At 58.8% G+C, this 16,758-nt stretch carries 11 protein-coding genes and 1 pseudogene; 7 read left to right on the top strand and 5 right to left on the bottom strand.

Annotation, left to right across the window (positions count from 1 at the left end; genetic code table 11):
* Positions 1 to 41: 41 nt before the first annotated feature.
* From CK222_RS30400 to CK222_RS30380, 5 genes and pseudogenes are all read right to left on the bottom strand, one after another.
* On the bottom strand, positions 42 to 1,040 hold the full coding sequence (locus CK222_RS30400) for a hypothetical protein (protein WP_095802858.1): 999 nt from the start codon (positions 1,038 to 1,040) through the stop codon (positions 42 to 44).
* Positions 1,041 to 1,163: 123 nt separating this feature from the next.
* Entirely contained in the window at positions 1,164 to 2,819 is a 1,656-nt protein-coding gene (locus CK222_RS30395; protein WP_095802857.1) for an ABC transporter substrate-binding protein, read from the bottom strand.
* A 494-nt stretch (positions 2,820 to 3,313) separates the two neighbouring features.
* Positions 3,314 to 3,603: pseudogene (locus CK222_RS33255) on the bottom strand (transposase); the annotation flags it as partial.
* Positions 3,604 to 3,766: 163 nt separating this feature from the next.
* Positions 3,767 to 5,362 carry a gamma-glutamyltransferase gene (gene ggt / locus CK222_RS30385; RefSeq protein ID WP_210201960.1) on the bottom strand — a complete coding sequence of 532 codons (1,596 nt, stop codon included), beginning with the start codon at positions 5,360 to 5,362 and terminating at the stop codon, positions 3,767 to 3,769.
* Between the two features lie 703 nt (positions 5,363 to 6,065).
* Complete coding sequence (locus CK222_RS30380) at positions 6,066 to 6,743, bottom strand: GntR family transcriptional regulator (RefSeq protein WP_245433395.1); 678 nt, start codon at positions 6,741 to 6,743, stop codon at positions 6,066 to 6,068.
* A 102-nt stretch (positions 6,744 to 6,845) separates the two neighbouring features.
* Between CK222_RS30380 and CK222_RS30375 the strand changes: the two genes are divergently transcribed.
* From CK222_RS30375 to CK222_RS32760, 7 genes are all read left to right on the top strand, one after another.
* Positions 6,846 to 7,610, top strand: a complete 765-nt coding sequence (locus CK222_RS30375; RefSeq protein ID WP_095802856.1) for a 5-oxoprolinase subunit PxpA — start codon at positions 6,846 to 6,848, stop codon at positions 7,608 to 7,610.
* Positions 7,603 to 9,210 carry an urea amidolyase family protein gene (locus CK222_RS30370; RefSeq protein ID WP_095802855.1) on the top strand — a complete coding sequence of 536 codons (1,608 nt, stop codon included), beginning with the start codon at positions 7,603 to 7,605 and terminating at the stop codon, positions 9,208 to 9,210. The genes CK222_RS30375 and CK222_RS30370 overlap by 8 nt, the downstream gene beginning before the upstream one ends.
* On the top strand, positions 9,207 to 10,916 hold the full coding sequence (locus tag CK222_RS30365) for a biotin carboxylase N-terminal domain-containing protein (protein ID WP_095802854.1): 1,710 nt from the start codon (positions 9,207 to 9,209) through the stop codon (positions 10,914 to 10,916). The genes CK222_RS30370 and CK222_RS30365 overlap by 4 nt, the downstream gene beginning before the upstream one ends.
* Before the next feature lie 847 nt (positions 10,917 to 11,763).
* Positions 11,764 to 13,419: an ABC transporter substrate-binding protein gene (locus tag CK222_RS30360; protein ID WP_095802867.1), complete on the top strand. Its 1,656-nt coding sequence runs from the start codon at positions 11,764 to 11,766 to the stop codon at positions 13,417 to 13,419.
* 819 nt (positions 13,420 to 14,238) lie between these two features.
* On the top strand, positions 14,239 to 15,723 hold the full coding sequence (gene istA, locus CK222_RS30355) for an IS21 family transposase (RefSeq protein ID WP_176477791.1): 1,485 nt from the start codon (positions 14,239 to 14,241) through the stop codon (positions 15,721 to 15,723).
* On the top strand, positions 15,720 to 16,526 hold the full coding sequence (gene istB, locus CK222_RS30350; RefSeq protein ID WP_210201959.1) for an IS21-like element helper ATPase IstB: 807 nt from the start codon (positions 15,720 to 15,722) through the stop codon (positions 16,524 to 16,526). Before istA ends, istB begins: the two co-directional genes overlap by 4 nt.
* On the top strand, positions 16,411 to 16,758 hold a 348-nt coding region (locus tag CK222_RS32760), incomplete at its 3' end, for a DUF5372 family protein (protein WP_245433394.1). The genes istB and CK222_RS32760, both read left to right, overlap by 116 nt.

The following is a 16,758-nucleotide window of genomic DNA, read 5'->3' as shown; positions in this document are numbered from 1 at the left end:
CCCTCCTCGGATATCTGCGTCGGACACGCATTTCGCAGCTGCTAGCTCGCCGACGCCTTCGGCAGAAGCTCGCCGGCGAAAAAACGTCGCGGATTCTCCTCGAGGATAAATTGCACGTCGGACTGACTCACACCCTTGGCATGCAACATTGGGATGAAGTCCGTGAACATGTAGGTATGCGGTGGCCAGAGGTCCTGTGACTTCAAACGTTTGGTTTTTGACGTTTCCTCGCAGGACAGTTGCGTCGTCGGCCTGCCGAGGGTGCTGCAGGCACAGTCCATGCTCATCATTATCTGTGCACGAAAGCCACTTCGCACGAGCTTTGCCACGTTGTCGGCGCGAACATCGTCCCGTTGGAAATTACTATACCCAACTTGATCAAATCCAATATAAGAGCCACCATCCACGACGCGCCGATGGTAGGCGTGCTCTGGGCTGGCACAGCAATGGCCAATCAGGCACCGATGGGCATCAACACCGCCGGCTACAAACAGCTGCTGCTGCTCTGGCCCCGCGCAACCTTGTGTAGTGTGCGTGATGATCGGCACCCCTGTCACCTTCTGGGCAATACAAGCCGCGGCTGTGAATTTCTTCTCCTGCTCTGTTACGAAGGGCGCGCCTGTCGAGACCTTGATAGCGCCGGCTCTCACACCGGTATCGCCGATCCCGTGGTTGATCTCACGAATGTAAAGCTCGGCGATCTCATCGACGGTGCGGGCGCGCCAGTAGATCGGCAGGCCCCTCTCCTGATAGTAAAATCCAGTGGTGCAAATGATCTGCATCCCGGATCTTTCAGACACCTCTTTCATAATCATGACGTCGCGGCCGAGTTCGATGGGGCACGGATCTACGAAAGTGGATACCCCATGGACTGTGCGCAATTCCACCAACCGCGCAACCGCGTCCTCAATTAAGGCCGGGCGATCGAATTTCACGAACGGGTCGAACCAAGCCCCCGGAAACGCGATGAATAGATGCTCGTGCATCAGTGTGCGGCCCAGACTCTTGACGGAGATTGGCCCTGTTACAGTTTGAATCATAGAGTGTCGCCCAGTTCACGTTAAGTCCTTTACGGCATTCCTCACCTGCTTGGGCGCGGCAAGAAGCCCGCCGGTGAGGAATTCGAGCGGCTTGCGACGTTGACAAGCCGCTCGAGCAAGGCTTCAGCCATTGCGATCCAACCAAACCTTACCAAGATCCAGATCCCATGTGGGGTGAACCCCGTAGCCCATGACCTGCTTAGACGAGTGATTGAATATTGAACACCAATAAGGCTGAATGATCACCCCAGAATCCTGCAGCAACGTCTCGACATTTTTCATAATTGACTTGCGCTTCTCTGGATCTGGCATCGTTAATGCTTGATCCAGCAGCTTGTCGAATTCAGGGCTGGACCATCCCGACTCGTTCCAAGCTGCACCGCTTCGATAGGCGAGCACCAAGACCTGAACGCCTAGCGGTCGCATGTTCCAGTTGGTGGCTGAAAGCGGGTATTTCATCCAGTCTCCCCAATAGGTGGCAGAAGGCAGAACCGTCCGCTTCACATTGAAGCCGGCCTCGCGGAGTTGCTGCGCAACCACATCGGTCGAATTTTTTATCCAATCGTCGTCCGAACTAAAAAGTTCGTGCTCGAAGTCCATCTGGCCAGCTTCCGTCATCAGTTGCTTCGCAGCTTGGATATCTCGCTTCTTTTCCGCAAGCGGATAATACTCCGGATGTATTGGCGCTACATGGTAGTTGGCGGCAACGGTGCCATGGCTATTGTAGCCAATTTGCAAGACAGTGCCGTTGTCTACGGCCAGTTGGAGGGCATTGCGCACCCGCTGGTCATCGTATGGCTTACTTGTTACCCTCATACGAAATAGCAGCGTTGTTGATGTCTTCGCTTCGTGCCTAATGAGACCAATATTATCAAGAATTGGAATGTCGTTTATATTGGTTTTGTCGATTGCATCAATTTCACCCGCCTCGAAAGCGCTTAGGACGGCGGAAGAGCCTTCAGAGCCATAGTCAATGAATTGCACCTCGTCCAAGTACGGTTCACCGCCCCACCATGTCCCGTTAGTCCGGCGCCTCACAACGGCCTTCTGACCCACATCCCATGAAACAAGTTCAAACGGGCCAGTGCCAACAGGATGTTTGGCCAGGCTTGAACCGCTCTTTTCGAAGTCGCGATGGACCACGAGGGCGGTCCAATCGGCCAAGCCTGCAATGATTGTGATATCCGGTTTCGACAGGGTCAGTTTAACTGTGTAGTCGTCGATCTTTGCGACGGCCCCGTCTTTTGCCTTACCCGTCTTTTCATCGATCAGCGTTGCTAGGCGCGCGGCCATCGAGTTTCCAGGTACATCCTTTTCGCACCAGTGTCGAAAGTTGAATAATACGTCGTCGGCAGTAAAATCATCGCCGTTGTTCCATTTGACGCCCTTGCGCAGGTGTAGCACATATCCTGTTGCTTCGTCGTTGACTTCCCAACTCTCCAACAACCATGGCTCGAAAGTATATTGTCTGGTGTACTTGACTAACGGGTCCAGGAATTGGCGAGAAATATTAGCAGTTCTCTCATCGTCACCCAAACGAGGATCCTTGTCACCAAAGACCTGCATAGCGATACGTAATGTCCCACCTCTTTTTCCCGTTTCCTCGGCTTGTGCCGCCGGAAAGGATCCCAGCATGGTGTACGCTACTGCGGTGGAGGCACCAAAGGTTGAGGCGAGCGCAAGAAATTCGCGCCGGTCCATCTCGCCTCTATTTGTTTCCTCGGCGAGCCTGTCGAATATTTTGGGCATTGGCTTGCCCAACCGGTTAAAGAAACCCATTTGATCCTCCCATAAGGTTGTGGTTGGCGCCGACGGAAGTAAGCCCACCGGCGAAATCAAGTCGCAACTCTGTCAGCGGTGAATACGGTGGCATGCTGAGATGCTGCCTGCACCGAGCCCCTTTCCTGCCGGGAAGGACAAGGCAAAACTACGCGCCGATTGTCGGCCACTGAACTATGAAAAAATTGTTCCGCGATATAAACGAAGTTTATGTCGTCGTTTTGCCGGCCGGCGGGACCATGTGTTGCCGGGCGGAAGCGGCGTGGCAGCTGCTTCGCGCCGTTAAAAGGTCTCGGTCAGTCAGAGCATGCAGCATATGGCACGCCGGATGTTCGAGTGGCGATGCGTTTGAAGTGTTTGAGCTTGTCGAAGCAGCGCTCGATGGGTTCCGCGCCTTATAGGCTTCAAAGTCGTAGGGTATGAGGATCTTTCGAGTCGGATTGCAAGGATGATGGCCTCAGCTGTCGCTGCCTGTTGGTGGGCGCGGATAACGTGCTGTCGAGCATCACATAATCATTTGTCAGGATCATCGATCAGATCGGCAAAGACACGGCTTGAATCCGCCCACGCTCCGGAACACCAGCCTTTGACCGCGCCTGAAAAGCTGATGCAGCGTCTTCCATTTGCCATAGCTTTCGGGAATGTCGTGCCAGTGCCCTCCCGAACGCAGAACCTATAGGACGCCGTTCACGAACAGACGATTGTCCTCGCCGCTGCGGCTGGGATCACCGGGCTTTCCCGGTAGAGCTGTTAGGCGCGGAGAGGCTTCGACGAAGGGTGCCATTGCGGCACTGAGCGCCGGCGAAGCCGTACGGAAATGAACTTGCTTTACGCTCAGCGAACGCAGTCCTCCCGACAGGCGAGTGACGCCGGGCTTCTGACGCCGGCTGGCGCTCCTGAAAGAACCTCTGAGTCCCGACCTTCGGCACCGGATCCGAGAAGAGCAATCAGAACCCATAGGCGACGCCGTCCTGCCCCGGATCTGCACCACCGACCAAGCCGCCACACGTGAACTCAAGGGCATGGACCCAGCTGAAGGTATAGCTGAACGGCCTATATTTCACGTCGTATCCCATGCCCGAAAGGGTGCCCGCAACGGCGCGGGAAATGCGGTTGGAGAGGTCTATGGCATCGCTCGTAGACGAAAACCGCGGCGCGGCGACTGCCCTATCGATAGCCATGCCGAAATCCAGCACATTGAGAACCGTTTGAAGCACCCCCATCGGGATTTGTGGTCCGCCGGGAGCACCAACAACGATCCGCGGTTTTCCGGACTCAAAGACAATAGACGGACACATGGAAGAAATTCTCATGCGACCAGGGGCAATGCTGCCCGGGCGGTTCGGTCGTGGATCGAACGCCCCCATTGTTCCATTGTGCATGAAGCCGAGACCAGCGGTAATGACACCCGACGGCATCGCAAGCGTATGCGTCAGCGCCACGCAATTGGCGTTGGAATCAACAACAGTGATATGCGTCGTGTGCCTGCCCTCGGAGTTGCCTAAAGAACGGGTGATCTTTTGCCTTTCGCCGCGATCTATCTCGTCAGCCCACCGCTTGATCTTCTTGGGGTCGAGCAACTCTACGGCCGGATCGGGAAGTACGTCCGGATCGCCAATGAACGCTTCCTTATCTATCGTGGCCCGCTTCATGATCTCGGAAACGACCCTAACATAGCTGGGCGAATTATGCCCCAGACCTACCAAATCAAAATTCTCAAGAGCCTTGAGCATCTGCAGAAGCATCAAGCCGCTAGCCGGCGGCGGCACCGACACGACTTCATAATCCCGGTATTTCGAACGGACTGGCCGAGAAACACAGGCGCGATAGGAGGCAAGATCCTCATATGACAGAAGGCCGCCGTGCGCCAAAACGTCATCAATCATGATCTTGGCGATGTCGCCAAGATAGAACGCGTCAGCTCCATCTCTTGCGATCGTCTCTAGCGTCGAGGCATAGTCCGCATTGATGATCTTCTCGCCAATTCTCTTGGTGCTTGCATCCGGTCGGCAATACAGTCGCCGCCCTTCCTCCGAAACATGCAGGCGCTCCCCAGGATGTTCTTCATCCTCACTCCAGAATCTGAACACTCCCGGCCGGATCACCCAGCCGGTCCGCGCCATTTCTATTGCGGGCTGGATGATCTCCTTCCATGGCATGCTTCCGTAGCGGCTATGGGCCAATTGATAGCCACGCACGGCGGCGGGAACCCCGATGGCGCCATACCCCAGTTCGTTTACGCGCCCCTTTAGCGTGAATCCGAAACCGTCACACGACTGAGCCTCGAACAAATGCTCCCACATGGTCGAGGTGGCTGCGGCGGGCGCTCGAGAGTGGAAATCCACGCAAACCTGCTCGTTGCTTTGGGCCAAGTGAATGACCATGGTTCCGTACCCGGACAGGCCGCACATTTGCGGGTCACTCACCCCTTGTGCGAAAGCCACCGCAATCGCGGCGTCGATGGCGTTGCCACCTGCCTTCAGGATTTCGATACCTATCTCCGCCGCTTCCGGCTGTGGAGCGACCACCATCGACTTATGCATCGTTTCAACCCTATTGATCGACCTAGGTCAGGTGGTGTTTTGTGTGCTCGCGAAGTTTATCGGGCATACCGCGGGGCATGCTGACAGATCGCTTGCACAAGCTCGCCCCTGAGCCGCGGAAAATACTTGCTCGGCTATCATCAGAGAACTATGAAACCGTTGTTTCGCCATATTAATTCATTTTATGTCGCCCTTGGCACTCGGCGGGGCACATGTCTCGCCGATGGCCGGGAGCGACCTGGCAGCGCTGCTGTGCGTGACTGAAGAAGACCTGGTCGGAAACTTGCGCGATCGGCGAAATCGTGACGGAAACTGTAGCGGGCTCGCATTGGTTTCTTTGCCGCTGGACTGGCCGCAGGTAAGGCCACAGGGGAACTCGCCTCGATGTGTGTTCGCGATCTTGTTCTTGGCGGAACGCATTTGAGCCCGCATGTTGCCAGTCGAATACTAAGCTCCGCCTCGAGAGCTTCTGGCTGCTGCTCCTTCTGGGAATGCACAAGGCGCCGTCCGCATATCGACACCATGGACGTTCAGGGTTTATCCGCTTTCCTCACGGATCCCGATGCATAGTGCACTAGGGGTGTTTGGGAGCACATCAGCCTACGGTATAAGTGCGCGGTGGCGGATTTAGTCCGAATAGCGTCGAACTCCCGCTCCAGCACCATCCTCGTCGGCCAGGCTTCGAGTTTTCGAGTGCTCAGACCTAAGTCAGCCCGGTTCTTTTACGCTGGAGCGCAGCGAGCACCCCCCTTTCCGACCTGAGTAGATATGCTTCTAGTTGCAACACCGCGGTTTGGATTTCGCCATCCTCAAGGCTCCGGACGAGGGACGCGTTCAGGTCAATGTAAGGCTCATGGAGGTGCGCAGCATCTCTAAGCTGTCCGAAAACCAGCCTGAGTTCGGCTAACACCAAGTCGAAGCAGCCGCTGAGCCGAGGGCTGTCGGAGAGCTCGACCATCGCGCGATGGAATTCCATGTTTATCGTGCCTACCTGCCGCCATTTCCCAACAGAGCTTGCGTTCTTGGCCTGTTCTGAGAGGACGCGCATTCGCGCGAGGGCTGGATGCCCTTTGATCGCGACTTGAACAGCCCCCTTCTGAATCACAGAACGTACGCGATATATATCGATAACGGCAGCCTCATCCGGAGCGACGACAAAAACTCCGCGGTTAGCAATATGCTTCAGCAGCCTTTGACTTGTAAGCAGTCGGAAAACCTCACGTAGCGTGTTGCGCGAGATTTCAAACCGGGCGGCAACCTGTTGCTCCGAAAGCTTCTGTCCCGGCGCGAACTCACCGGCAATCAGAAGTTCGCGTATCCGGGCTGCCACCACTTCAGCCAGGGATCGGTCTTCCACGTCCATCTTCCTCAGGTTCGCCATTCCTTACCCGCGATTGGTATGACTGCAATCAAAATTCATATTGTTGAACAATCCTTGTCATGATAGTCAACAATCTCGTTCAGAGACTAAACAGGTTACGCTATGGCACGGGTCGATCTCAACAGTGATCTCGGCGAGAGTTTTGGTCCATGGCCGATGGGCGACGACGTGTCGATGCTGTCGATCGTCACGAGCGCCAACATCGCCTGCGGCTTCCATGCCGGTGATCCGGCGGGCATTCTCGCGGTCTTGAAGGAGGCCGCGCGCGTTGGTGCTTCGGTCGGCGCCCATATCGGCTATCGCGACCTCGTCGGTTTCGGCCGGCGCAACATGGATCCATCGAGCGAGGAACTGATCGGCGACACGATTTACCAAATCGGGGCGCTGCAGGGGCTTGCAAAGGCTGCCGGGACGACTGTGCGCTATGTGAAGCCGCACGGCGCACTCTACAACACGATCTCCCAGGACGCGCGTCAGGCGGCCGATGTCATTGTCGCCATTAAAGCTGTCGATCCCTCTCTCGTGCTGATGGCGCTCTCTGGCACGCCGATTGTGGAGCAGGCGCGGTCGGCTGGACTGACGGTGGTTTGCGAAGCCTTTGCCGACCGCGCCTACAACGCCGATCGCAGCCTCGTGAGCCGTCGCCTGCCTGGCTCGGTCATCCATGATCCAGAACTTGTCGCAAGCCGAATGCTCAGGCTCGTCAGAGAGGGAACTATTAGTGCGATGGACGGAACGCGGATCGAGATCGAGGCGCAATCAATCTGCGTCCACGGCGATGCGCCGGCGGCCGTCTCCATTGCGCGGGCGATTCGCGAGGCGCTGATTTCTGATGGCGTTGAACTGAAGACCTTCACCCATGGCTGAGCGGCTTAGGTTTCTTCCTGCAGGTAGCAACGCAATGCTCGTCGAACTCGATGACCTTGAGACGACACTGGCCCTGCTCGACGGCCTGCAGGCCGGTCGCCCGGAGGGTGTTTTCGAACTGGTGCCGGCAGCCCGCACACTGCTTGTAAGCTTCGATACCCTGACCACCAATCGCACTGCCTTGGTTCAAGCGATCTCCAGCATCGATCTCTCGCATCGCAGCAGCCGGCAGGGCGAGACGTTCGAAGTCCCCGTAGCTTATGACGGGGAGGATTTGAACGATGTCGCCGACCTCCTTGGCTGGTCGGCTGACGAACTGATCCGCCACCATACCGAAGCAACCTACACGGTAGCTTTTACCGGTTTCGCCCCCGGCTTTGCCTATATGACCTCGGATGATCCGGCCCTCGATGTGCCGCGGCGCAAGAGCCCACGCGTGCGCATTCCCGCCGGCTCGGTCGCACTCGGCGGGAAGTTTGGCGGCATCTACCCAACGGACAGCCCTGGGGGCTGGCAGCTTCTTGGCCACACACCGCTCAAGACATGGGATATTAGCCGGTGCCGCGCGGCCTTGCTCGCTCCTGGCGACCGTGTGCGTTTCCGCGACATGGCAAAGGGGGCAACTGTTTCCTTGTCCGCGGCGCCGTCTCAATCGGGGACACCCCGTTTAACCTCGAACACCTCTGGGGGGCTGCTCGTCACCCGCACAGACCGTCCCGCGCTGTTCCAGGATCTCGGGCGCCCTGGCCAGGCCGGACAAGGCATATCGGAATCCGGAGCACTCGATCGAGCAGCCTTGGCCGAGGCCAATCTCTGTGTCGGCAATCCGCGTGGGTCCGCCGCCATCGAAATCGCCTACGGCGGGTTTGCCATCAGGGCAGACCGGCCGGTGACGCTGGCCGTCACGGGCGCGCCGGCGCCCACGACGATCCGCTCGCTCGACGGCAAAACTGTCGGTGCACCTTTTGGCCAGCCGTTTGCGCTTGACGCCGGCGACGAGCTGAGGCTCGAGTTTCCGCCGGAAGGCACGCGTAGCTATCTGGCGATCCGCGGCGGCTTTGCGGTTGAGAGGCTCCTCGACTCCGCCGCGACGGACACCTTGGCAAAGATCGGCCCGGCACCGATCGTAACGGGTGATCTTCTCGTGCCCGCGAGCGAGCGCGTCTCGGCCGTTGATCCTGATCGCCCTGCCCTAGCTAAGCTGCCGAAGGAGGGCGATACGGCCACACTCGATGTCGTCCTCGGCCCGCGCACCGACTGGTTTACGGAGAAAGGAATCTCCACTTTCCTCACGCAAGAATGGCAGGTCACGGCAGAATCGAGCCGTGTCGGCATTCGCCTGGCCGGGGCTGAATCCTTGGAAAAGGCGGTCACATCCGAGCTGCCTTCCGAAGGCACATCGCTCGGGGCCGTCCAAGTTCCGCATACTGGTCAGCCCGTGCTCTTCCTTGCCGACCATCCCCTGACCGGCGGCTATCCAGTAATCGGTGCGATTGCCAGCCATCACCTCGATCTTGCGGGTCAAGTCCCGATCGGCGGGAAGATCCGCTTCAACGCCATTGCCGCCTTCGACCCGTTCATCAGGGAACCCGACCGATGAAGAAACTGCTGATCGCCAACCGCGGTGAGATTGCCATCCGCATCGTGCGCGCCGCACGCGACTATGGTGTTGCCTCGTGCGCCATCTATTCGGACTTGGATGCCGGCTCACTGCATGTCGAGCTCGCCGATGAGGCTTACGGCCTCGGGCCAGGCCGCCCGGCTGACACCTATCTGAATATCGTCAAGATCCTGCATATCGCCAGGAAGGCCGGGGCCGATGCCATTCATCCGGGCTATGGCTTTCTTTCGGAGCGAGCAGAATTTGCGCAGGCGGTGATCGATGCCGGCTTCACTTGGATCGGGCCCACGCCGGATGTGATCAGAGCTCTTGGAGACAAGGTCGAAGCACGGCGGATCGCAGCCAAAGTTGGCGCTCCTCTTGTCAAAGGATCGGATGGACCGCTTAGCTCAGCAGCGGAAGCAGTTGCCTTTGCAAAAAAGGTTGGGCTGCCGCTTGCAATCAAGGCTGCCTTTGGTGGGGGAGGGCGTGGCATGAAGGTTGCACACAGGCTGGAGGAGGTCGGCGACATGTTCGACTCTGCCGTTCGCGAGGCAACCGAAGCCTTCGGACGCGGCGAATGCTATGCCGAAGAGTTCCTCGACAAGCCCCGCCATATCGAAGCGCAGGTGATAGCCGACCGCCACGACAATACCATCGTTCTAGGCACACGTGACTGCACGCTCCAGCGACGCAATCAAAAGCTCGTAGAGGAAGCCCCAGCTCCGTTTATCACTGAGGATCAGCGCGCCCGCATCCATGCTGCAGCAAGTGCGATCTGCGCCGAGGCCGGCTACACCGGCGCCGGTACGGTTGAGTTCCTGCTTTCCAACAACGGAATGATCTCGTTCCTCGAGGTCAACACGCGCCTCCAGGTCGAGCACCCTGTGACCGAGGAGACGACCGGGGTCGATATCGTCGTCGAGCAGTTGCGTATCGCAGACGGTCTGCCCCTTTCTGTAACCGAAACCCCTGTTGCACGCGGACATGCCTTTGAGTTCCGGATCAATGCCGAAGATCCAGGTCGCGGGTTCCTCCCGACGCCGGGAGTTGTCAAGCGTTTCCGGGCCCCGTCCGGTCCCGGCATTCGCCTGGATGCGGGGGTCGAGAGCGGCTCTGATATCCCCCGGTTTTACGACTCGATGATGGCCAAGCTGATCGTTACCGGCTCAACTCGTGATGAGGCATTGGCCCGGGCGCGACGGGCTCTCCAAGAGTTCCAGATAGAGGGGGTAGCCTCGGTTCTGCCATTCCACCGGGCGGTACTCGGGGAACGAGACTTCACCGGCGAAGACGGCTTCAAAGTCTATACCAACTGGATCGAGACCGCATTCAGGGGCATCGAGCCCGCGCCGCGTGTCGAGCCGGTTGAGGGTGGCTTTATTCGAAGCTTGATCGAGATCGATGGGAGGCTCCATTCAATTGGCTTGCCCGTCGCGCTCCTTTCTCGTATGGCCGCTCAGCAGCCATCGGTAGCGTCGGCCGGCCCCCAAAAGGCAAATGCGTTGATCGCCCCCATCCCAGGCATTGTCCAGAAATGGCTGGTCGCAGATGGAGCACAGGTCGCTGAAGGCGAAGCAGTCGTGCTCATCGAGGCCATGAAGATGGAGACGCGCGTCGCCGCGCCCCAGGCCGGACGCATCCGCATCACGGCAGAATCTGGAGCGGTCGTCGCGCTTGGCGATCAGCTCGCGACAATCAACTGACGCCAAAATAATAGCCCTCTTGGCGAGATAGGCGAACATCAATGAAGCCCTCTGATCACCTCGGCGCCCAACATGCTGCCGCCAGAAGGCACTCGAGCTGGTCCTCGTCTGCTATCCGACAGACATCCTGCAGAGCCCTAATCTCTCCGCCCACTGGTACCTAGTGGCGCCCGCCGAAGCAAAATAATCGCGGCTGCGCGAATCGCGTTTCAACGTCCTCTGCGCCATTAGCGACAGTCCAGTTCTTGCGCCACCCGGAACGCTGGCTCACCTAATAGATGCCGCTGATCGCCCAATCTCGGAAAGACCGACCCCAGGGCTCAACGCCGTCGTGACCAGACACTTCTTCTCCTCACCAAGACCAGCGCCGACGTTCGACCACTTCAATTTAATGCTTCGACACGGGCTACTCCCGGCGCTTGGAGCCTGCAGTCGCTGTGGCGGCGTCAGAGACCGAGCGGGCGATTCCACCTCCGGCCTCCATGCCTCTAGATCCTGCCAACTGACATCAGGCGGCTACGATGCGGTAAGGCGACAGTTGAAACTGTCTTCCGGTCCGAGGTCCTCGGACCGACCCACCGGAGAAAACTCGCGCGGCTAGCCTCGGTTGAGTGTTCTGGGAACCGCTTCAGGATAAAACTGCACGCTTTCGAGATGACATATGTTTATACCAACCGTCATCTTTTTAATCTACGAGACGCTCGGCACATGGTCTATTCAAAGAGAAAATGAGGGGCGTGCCTGGCTGGATCTCTGCCTCTCCAGTCGGTCCATCAAGACTACTGAGCTACATTCGGTTTGCACTAGGTGCGTAACTTTTCCGAAGATCGAAAAATGGGAGGTTAAAATGAAGCGTCCAACTAAGCATAGCGGACCGATGCCAAAGGTCCTCGACAGTCTTGCCGAGGCGGCCAAAAAAGGCCGGATGGACAGGCGTGAATTTCTGGCGGTTGCTTCCATATTCGGTGCTTCGACAGCCATGGCATACTCAATGATTGGCGCGACGCAACCAGCGTATGCCGAAGAAACCCCTCAGAAGGGGGGCGCTCTTCGAATAGCAATGCAAGTTTATAGCATAAAAGATCCAAGGATAAGCGACTCTGCAGAAGTATCAAATATTTGCCGTCAATTTCTTGAAGGTCTTGTAAAATACACGCGGCAGTACACTTTTGAGCCAAAGCTCCTCGAAAGCTGGGATGTTAACGAGGATGCCACCGAATACACTTTACACGTTCGGCAGGGCGTAAAGTGGAGCAACGGGGACGAATTCAACGCCGACGACGTTATGTTTAACCTTCTGCGCTGGTGCGAAAAAGACGCGCCCGGAAATTCGATGGCTGAGCGCATGACTGCGCTGATTGATGAAAAGACCGGAAAAGTTTTCGAAAGCGCCATCACGAAAATTGACGAACATACGGTTAAACTTAAGCTTTCAAGGTCGGACATCACGATTATCCCAGCGTTTGCTGATTATCCTGCGTTGATCGTGCATCGTGACTTCGAAAAGCATGGATCGGACATCATTAAAAACCCTGTGGGTACGGGGCCATTTGAACTGGTGTCGTGGGATGTTGGCCAGAAGGCAGTCGCAAGACGCAGAACCAACGGTAGCTGGTGGGGCGGCGAAGCTCATCTCGAAGAGGTGCAATTCATTGACTACGGAACCGACGTTTCCACCGTTCACAGTGCCTTCGAATCGGGCGAAATCGATGCCAATGAGCAGACGTACGCAAACTACGTCGCCACTTTTGACCAAGCTGGCTTGGTGAGATCCGAGGCCAAGACTACGGCAACAATCATATGCCGTACACAGGTCACGAATAAGCCATACGATGATCAGCGAGTGCGCAAGGCATTGCAGTTGGCCATCGATAACGACACTGTCCTCAGGACCGCTCAGAACGGTTTTGGCACCGTTGCAGCGGATTGTCACGTGGGGCCGCTGCACCCTGAATACTATCCGCTACCCCAGAAGAAGCGAGACGTTGAAGCTGCCCGACGTCTGATGGACGAAGCCGGGCAGATGGACTTTGAGCATGAGCTATTCAGCAGCGAGGCAGATTGGATCAAGGCCAGCGCCGACGCGATGGCAGCGCAGTTGCACGATGCCGGGTTCAAGGTGAAACGCACTATCGTGCCTGATAGCATATACTGGGTGAACTGGATGAAATATCCGCTTTCGGCTACTGACTGGAACGCGCGGCCGCTCGGGGTTCAGGTGCTGGCACTTGCCTACCGCAGCGGGGCAGTGTGGAATGAGAGCGGATGGTCGAATCCTGAATTCGACAAGAAAATGGACAAGGCATTGACAGTGCCGGATCCAGAGAAACGTAAAGCCCTTATGAAAGACATTGAAGCTCTTCTCCAGGATTCAGGCATCATAACCCAGCCTTATTGGCTGACTTTGTTCAATCACTCGTCGAAGCGAGTGAAAGGCTATGCGGTGCACCCAATGTTGGAGATCGACCTTGGCAACGTTTGGCTTGATCAAGCAGCCAAGTGAAAGGGGCGGACTTCAGTGAGAGTTTCTCACTACGTGCGCCGGCTTGTTCAGACCATGACTTAGCCGGGTTTATCGCGACACTCGTAGAAAATGCAGGAATGGAGGCATGGCCGTACAGGCCATGCCGTTGGGCGCCGAAGTCTTCGGCCAATGCCCGGCCCTCTCGAGATCCCTGGAGCCCGCCAGCGAACTGGCCAACTTGCCAGGGCGGCTATCGCTAGTCTCTCATGTTCCCCGTCAAGGCTGAAGGCAAGAAGGCTATCTTGCTTGGCATGTTTGCGAAGCAGTCGGATAGCTCGAAGTTGCACAGGGCTGGGCGTGGAGCTCAGAGACGACGGACTCTCATCCGCGGGTTGCGTGCCGGCCCTCCCGTGTCTTCGCTTCGGTGCTGTTCTCGGTCTAGAGAGCGGACGTCGGGCGCGTCGGCTCGGCCACCCCATCATGGCCCCGCCCCCTGAGCAGCGGGTTGGGTCGAGACCCGCTGGATGGCGCGATCTCGCCGGCCGAATAGCGGTAAGTTCATGCCGCTTCGACCAAGGGCGCGGCGGGCGCGTGATTGCCCGCTTAGTTCCTGGTTCCTGATCGCGGTGCGGTCGAGTGCGGCGCGACAATGAAGCTGCGAGCGTTGCGTCAATCAAGATGAGAATGCTGGCGGGTTGGAACGCAGGGAGGGCGTAGCCCGACTGGAGTTTCAACCCGCCAGCGCCGCCGCCTTTTCGGGGGCGTTTGTCTGGTGATCGCGGTCGACCGGGTATGCCAGTGGTTTTTCCGACTTGGAGGAATCACTTTGTGCCCGGCCGCCACGTAACCGATCACCAGATGAGGCTCTACATGAAGTTCCGTCAGACCAATTCGACAGCCGTCGCGGCGGCAAAGGCGTCGATCAGCACAGCCACGGCCTATCGCATCGAGAAGGATTCGAGGCTGCCCTCGCAGAAGAAGGCGCCGCGGGAACGACGCCGTGCCGATCCGCTTGCCGATATTTTTCAGACCGAGGTCGTGCCGATGCTGCAAGCGGCGCCCGGCATTCGCGCGATAGCTATCTTCGAGGAGATGCTGCGCCGCCACCCCGATCTGGGCAACGGCGTTCGCCGCACGCTGGAGCGGCGCGTCCGCTCCTGGCGCGCCGTCCACGGCGCGGAGCAGGAGGTCATCTTCCGACAGGTGCATGAGCCCGGCCGCCTCGGCCTGTCGGATTTCACCGACATGGGCAAAGCCGGCATCACGATCGCCGGCCAGCCGCTCGACCACCGGCTCTATCATTTCCGGCTCGCCTATTCCGGCTTCGAGCACGCTCATGTCGTGCTCGGCGGCGAGAGCTTCGTTGCCCTGGCGCAAGGCCTGCAGAACGCGCTGTGGTCGCTCGGCGGGGCTCCCCGCGAGCATCGCAGCGACAGCCTCTCGGCGGCATTCCGCAACCTGGACAAGGACGCCCGGGAGGACCTGACGCGCCGCTACGACGAACTGTGCGGCCACTACGGCATGACCCCTTCCCGCAACAATCGCGGCATCGCGCATGAGAACGGCTCCATCGAAGGCCCGCACGGCCATCTCAAGCGGGCGATCGACGACGCGGCTCTGATGAGAGGATCGAGCGATTTCGGCGATCTGGCCTGCTACCGCCGCTTCGTCGACGAGATCGTCAGCCGGGTGAACGCCCGCAATTCCAAGCGCATCGACATCGAGCGCGCCGAGCTCCAGGAACTGCCCGTCCGGCGCACATCCGACTACGAGGAGGTCACCGTGCGCGTCACCTCATCGGGCGGCTTCACGCTGCGCAAGGTGTTCTACACCGTGCCCTCGCGCCTGATCGGCCATCGGCTCAGGGTGCGCCTTTTCGACGATCGGCTGGACATCTTCATCGGCGGCACCCTTCTCGTGACGCTGCCGCGCGGACGTGCCTCTCCATCGGGCAAACACGACCAGGTCGTCAATTACCGGCATGTCATCCATTCGCTGCGTCGCAAACCGATGGCGCTGTTGAACCTGGTCTATCGCGACCAGCTCTTTCCGCGCGAGGCGTATCGGCACACCTTCGACATGCTCATGGAGCGACTGCCGGAGCGGCAGGCCTGCCGCATCATGGTGGATCTTCTCGCCATGGCTCACGAGCGCGCCTGCGAGAGCGAACTGGCCGCCCAACTGGATGCCGCGCTGCAGGCGCGCCGATTGCCCGACATGGCCGCCTTGCGGGAACGCTTCGCCCCCGATCCCTCCCGGCTGCCGAATGTCGTCGTGCGCCTTGCGCCGCTCAATGCCTATGAAGCCCTGCTCGGCGCCAGCCTGACGGGAGACGCGGCATGAAGACCAACACCACTGTCGATACCGCCAAGCTCAGCCTGCTCCTCAACGAACTGCGCTTGCCGGCCATCAAGCTCATGTGGCCGCAATGCGCCGAACAGGCCGACAAGGAAGGCTGGCCCGCCGCCCGCTTTCTGGCCGCGATCACCGAGCATGAACTGGCCGAACGCGACCGCCGCCGCATCGAACGCCACCTCGCCGAGGCCCGCCTCCTGCCGGGCAAGACCCTCGACACCTTCGCGTTCGAGGCCGTGCCGATGATCTCCAAGGCCCAGGTGATGGCGATCACCGCCGGCGACAGCTGGCTGGAGAAGGGAGCGAACCTGCTTCTGTTCGGCCCGCCCGGCGGCGGCAAAAGCCATCTCGCTTCAGCCATCGGCCTTGCGCTCATCGAGAATGGCTGGCGGGTGCTCTTCACCAGAACAACCGACCTCGTCCAGAAGCTTCAGACGGCACGCCGAGACCTGGCGCTCGAGAGCGCTCTGGCCAAGCTCGACAAGTTCCATCTCCTGATCCTCGATGATCTCGCCTACGTCACAAAGGACCAGGCCGAGACCAGCGTGCTGTTCGAGCTCATCAGCGCCCGCTACGAGCGGCGCTCGATGCTCATCACCGCCAACCAGCCGTTCGGCGAATGGGGCAAGGTCTTCCCCGAACCAAACATCAGAGGCTGCCGCCATTCTCGACGGGGTGGTGTCTTATTTGACGGTCATCGACCCGCGTCACGGCCTTGCGGGTCAGCGTCTGGAGCTCGTTTCGTCTCGTGCTGCGCGCGGTCCGGCTTTCGTCGTTGTTCGACTACCTGACGGACGCCGCCGTTCAATCCGGCGCGCAGTGACCGACCTTGCCGTGGCGTCCGCAGAAGAACAGGGCGCACCGAAATCGGCGGCCCGCATCAGCGTGCGAACGCTGCTCACATTGCTGCACCATTTGAACCGCACCTTGGCCTCCCCTGTCGAGGTGCGCATTTCGCAAAAGCCGGACAGGGGTTCCGCTAATTCCCGGACAGTGGTTTCGCTAATGTCGGGACAGTCTGGC

The sequence above is a fragment of the Mesorhizobium sp. WSM3866 genome (assembly GCF_002294795.1).
Taxonomy (GTDB): domain Bacteria; phylum Pseudomonadota; class Alphaproteobacteria; order Rhizobiales; family Rhizobiaceae; genus Mesorhizobium.
Note: the sequence above shows the minus strand (reverse complement) of the source record. Positions and strands in the feature narration are given on the sequence as shown.

Excerpts from the sequence above, each read along its gene's own strand:
- CK222_RS30400 (WP_095802858.1), bottom strand. The coding sequence starts at position 1,040 with ATGATTCAAACTGTAACAGGGCCAATCTCCGTCAAGAGTCTGGGCCGC.
- CK222_RS30395 (WP_095802857.1), bottom strand. The coding sequence starts at position 2,819 with ATGGGTTTCTTTAACCGGTTGGGCAAGCCAATGCCCAAAATATTCGAC.
- ggt (WP_210201960.1), bottom strand. The coding sequence starts at position 5,362 with ATGCATAAGTCGATGGTGGTCGCTCCACAGCCGGAAGCGGCGGAGATA.
- CK222_RS30380 (WP_245433395.1), bottom strand. The coding sequence starts at position 6,743 with ATGGCGAACCTGAGGAAGATGGACGTGGAAGACCGATCCCTGGCTGAA.
- CK222_RS30375 (WP_095802856.1), top strand. The coding sequence starts at position 6,846 with ATGGCACGGGTCGATCTCAACAGTGATCTCGGCGAGAGTTTTGGTCCA.
- CK222_RS30370 (WP_095802855.1), top strand. The coding sequence starts at position 7,603 with ATGGCTGAGCGGCTTAGGTTTCTTCCTGCAGGTAGCAACGCAATGCTC.
- CK222_RS30365 (WP_095802854.1), top strand. The coding sequence starts at position 9,207 with ATGAAGAAACTGCTGATCGCCAACCGCGGTGAGATTGCCATCCGCATC.
- CK222_RS30360 (WP_095802867.1), top strand. The coding sequence starts at position 11,764 with ATGAAGCGTCCAACTAAGCATAGCGGACCGATGCCAAAGGTCCTCGAC.
- istA (WP_176477791.1), top strand. The coding sequence starts at position 14,239 with ATGAGGCTCTACATGAAGTTCCGTCAGACCAATTCGACAGCCGTCGCG.
- istB (WP_210201959.1), top strand. The coding sequence starts at position 15,720 with ATGAAGACCAACACCACTGTCGATACCGCCAAGCTCAGCCTGCTCCTC.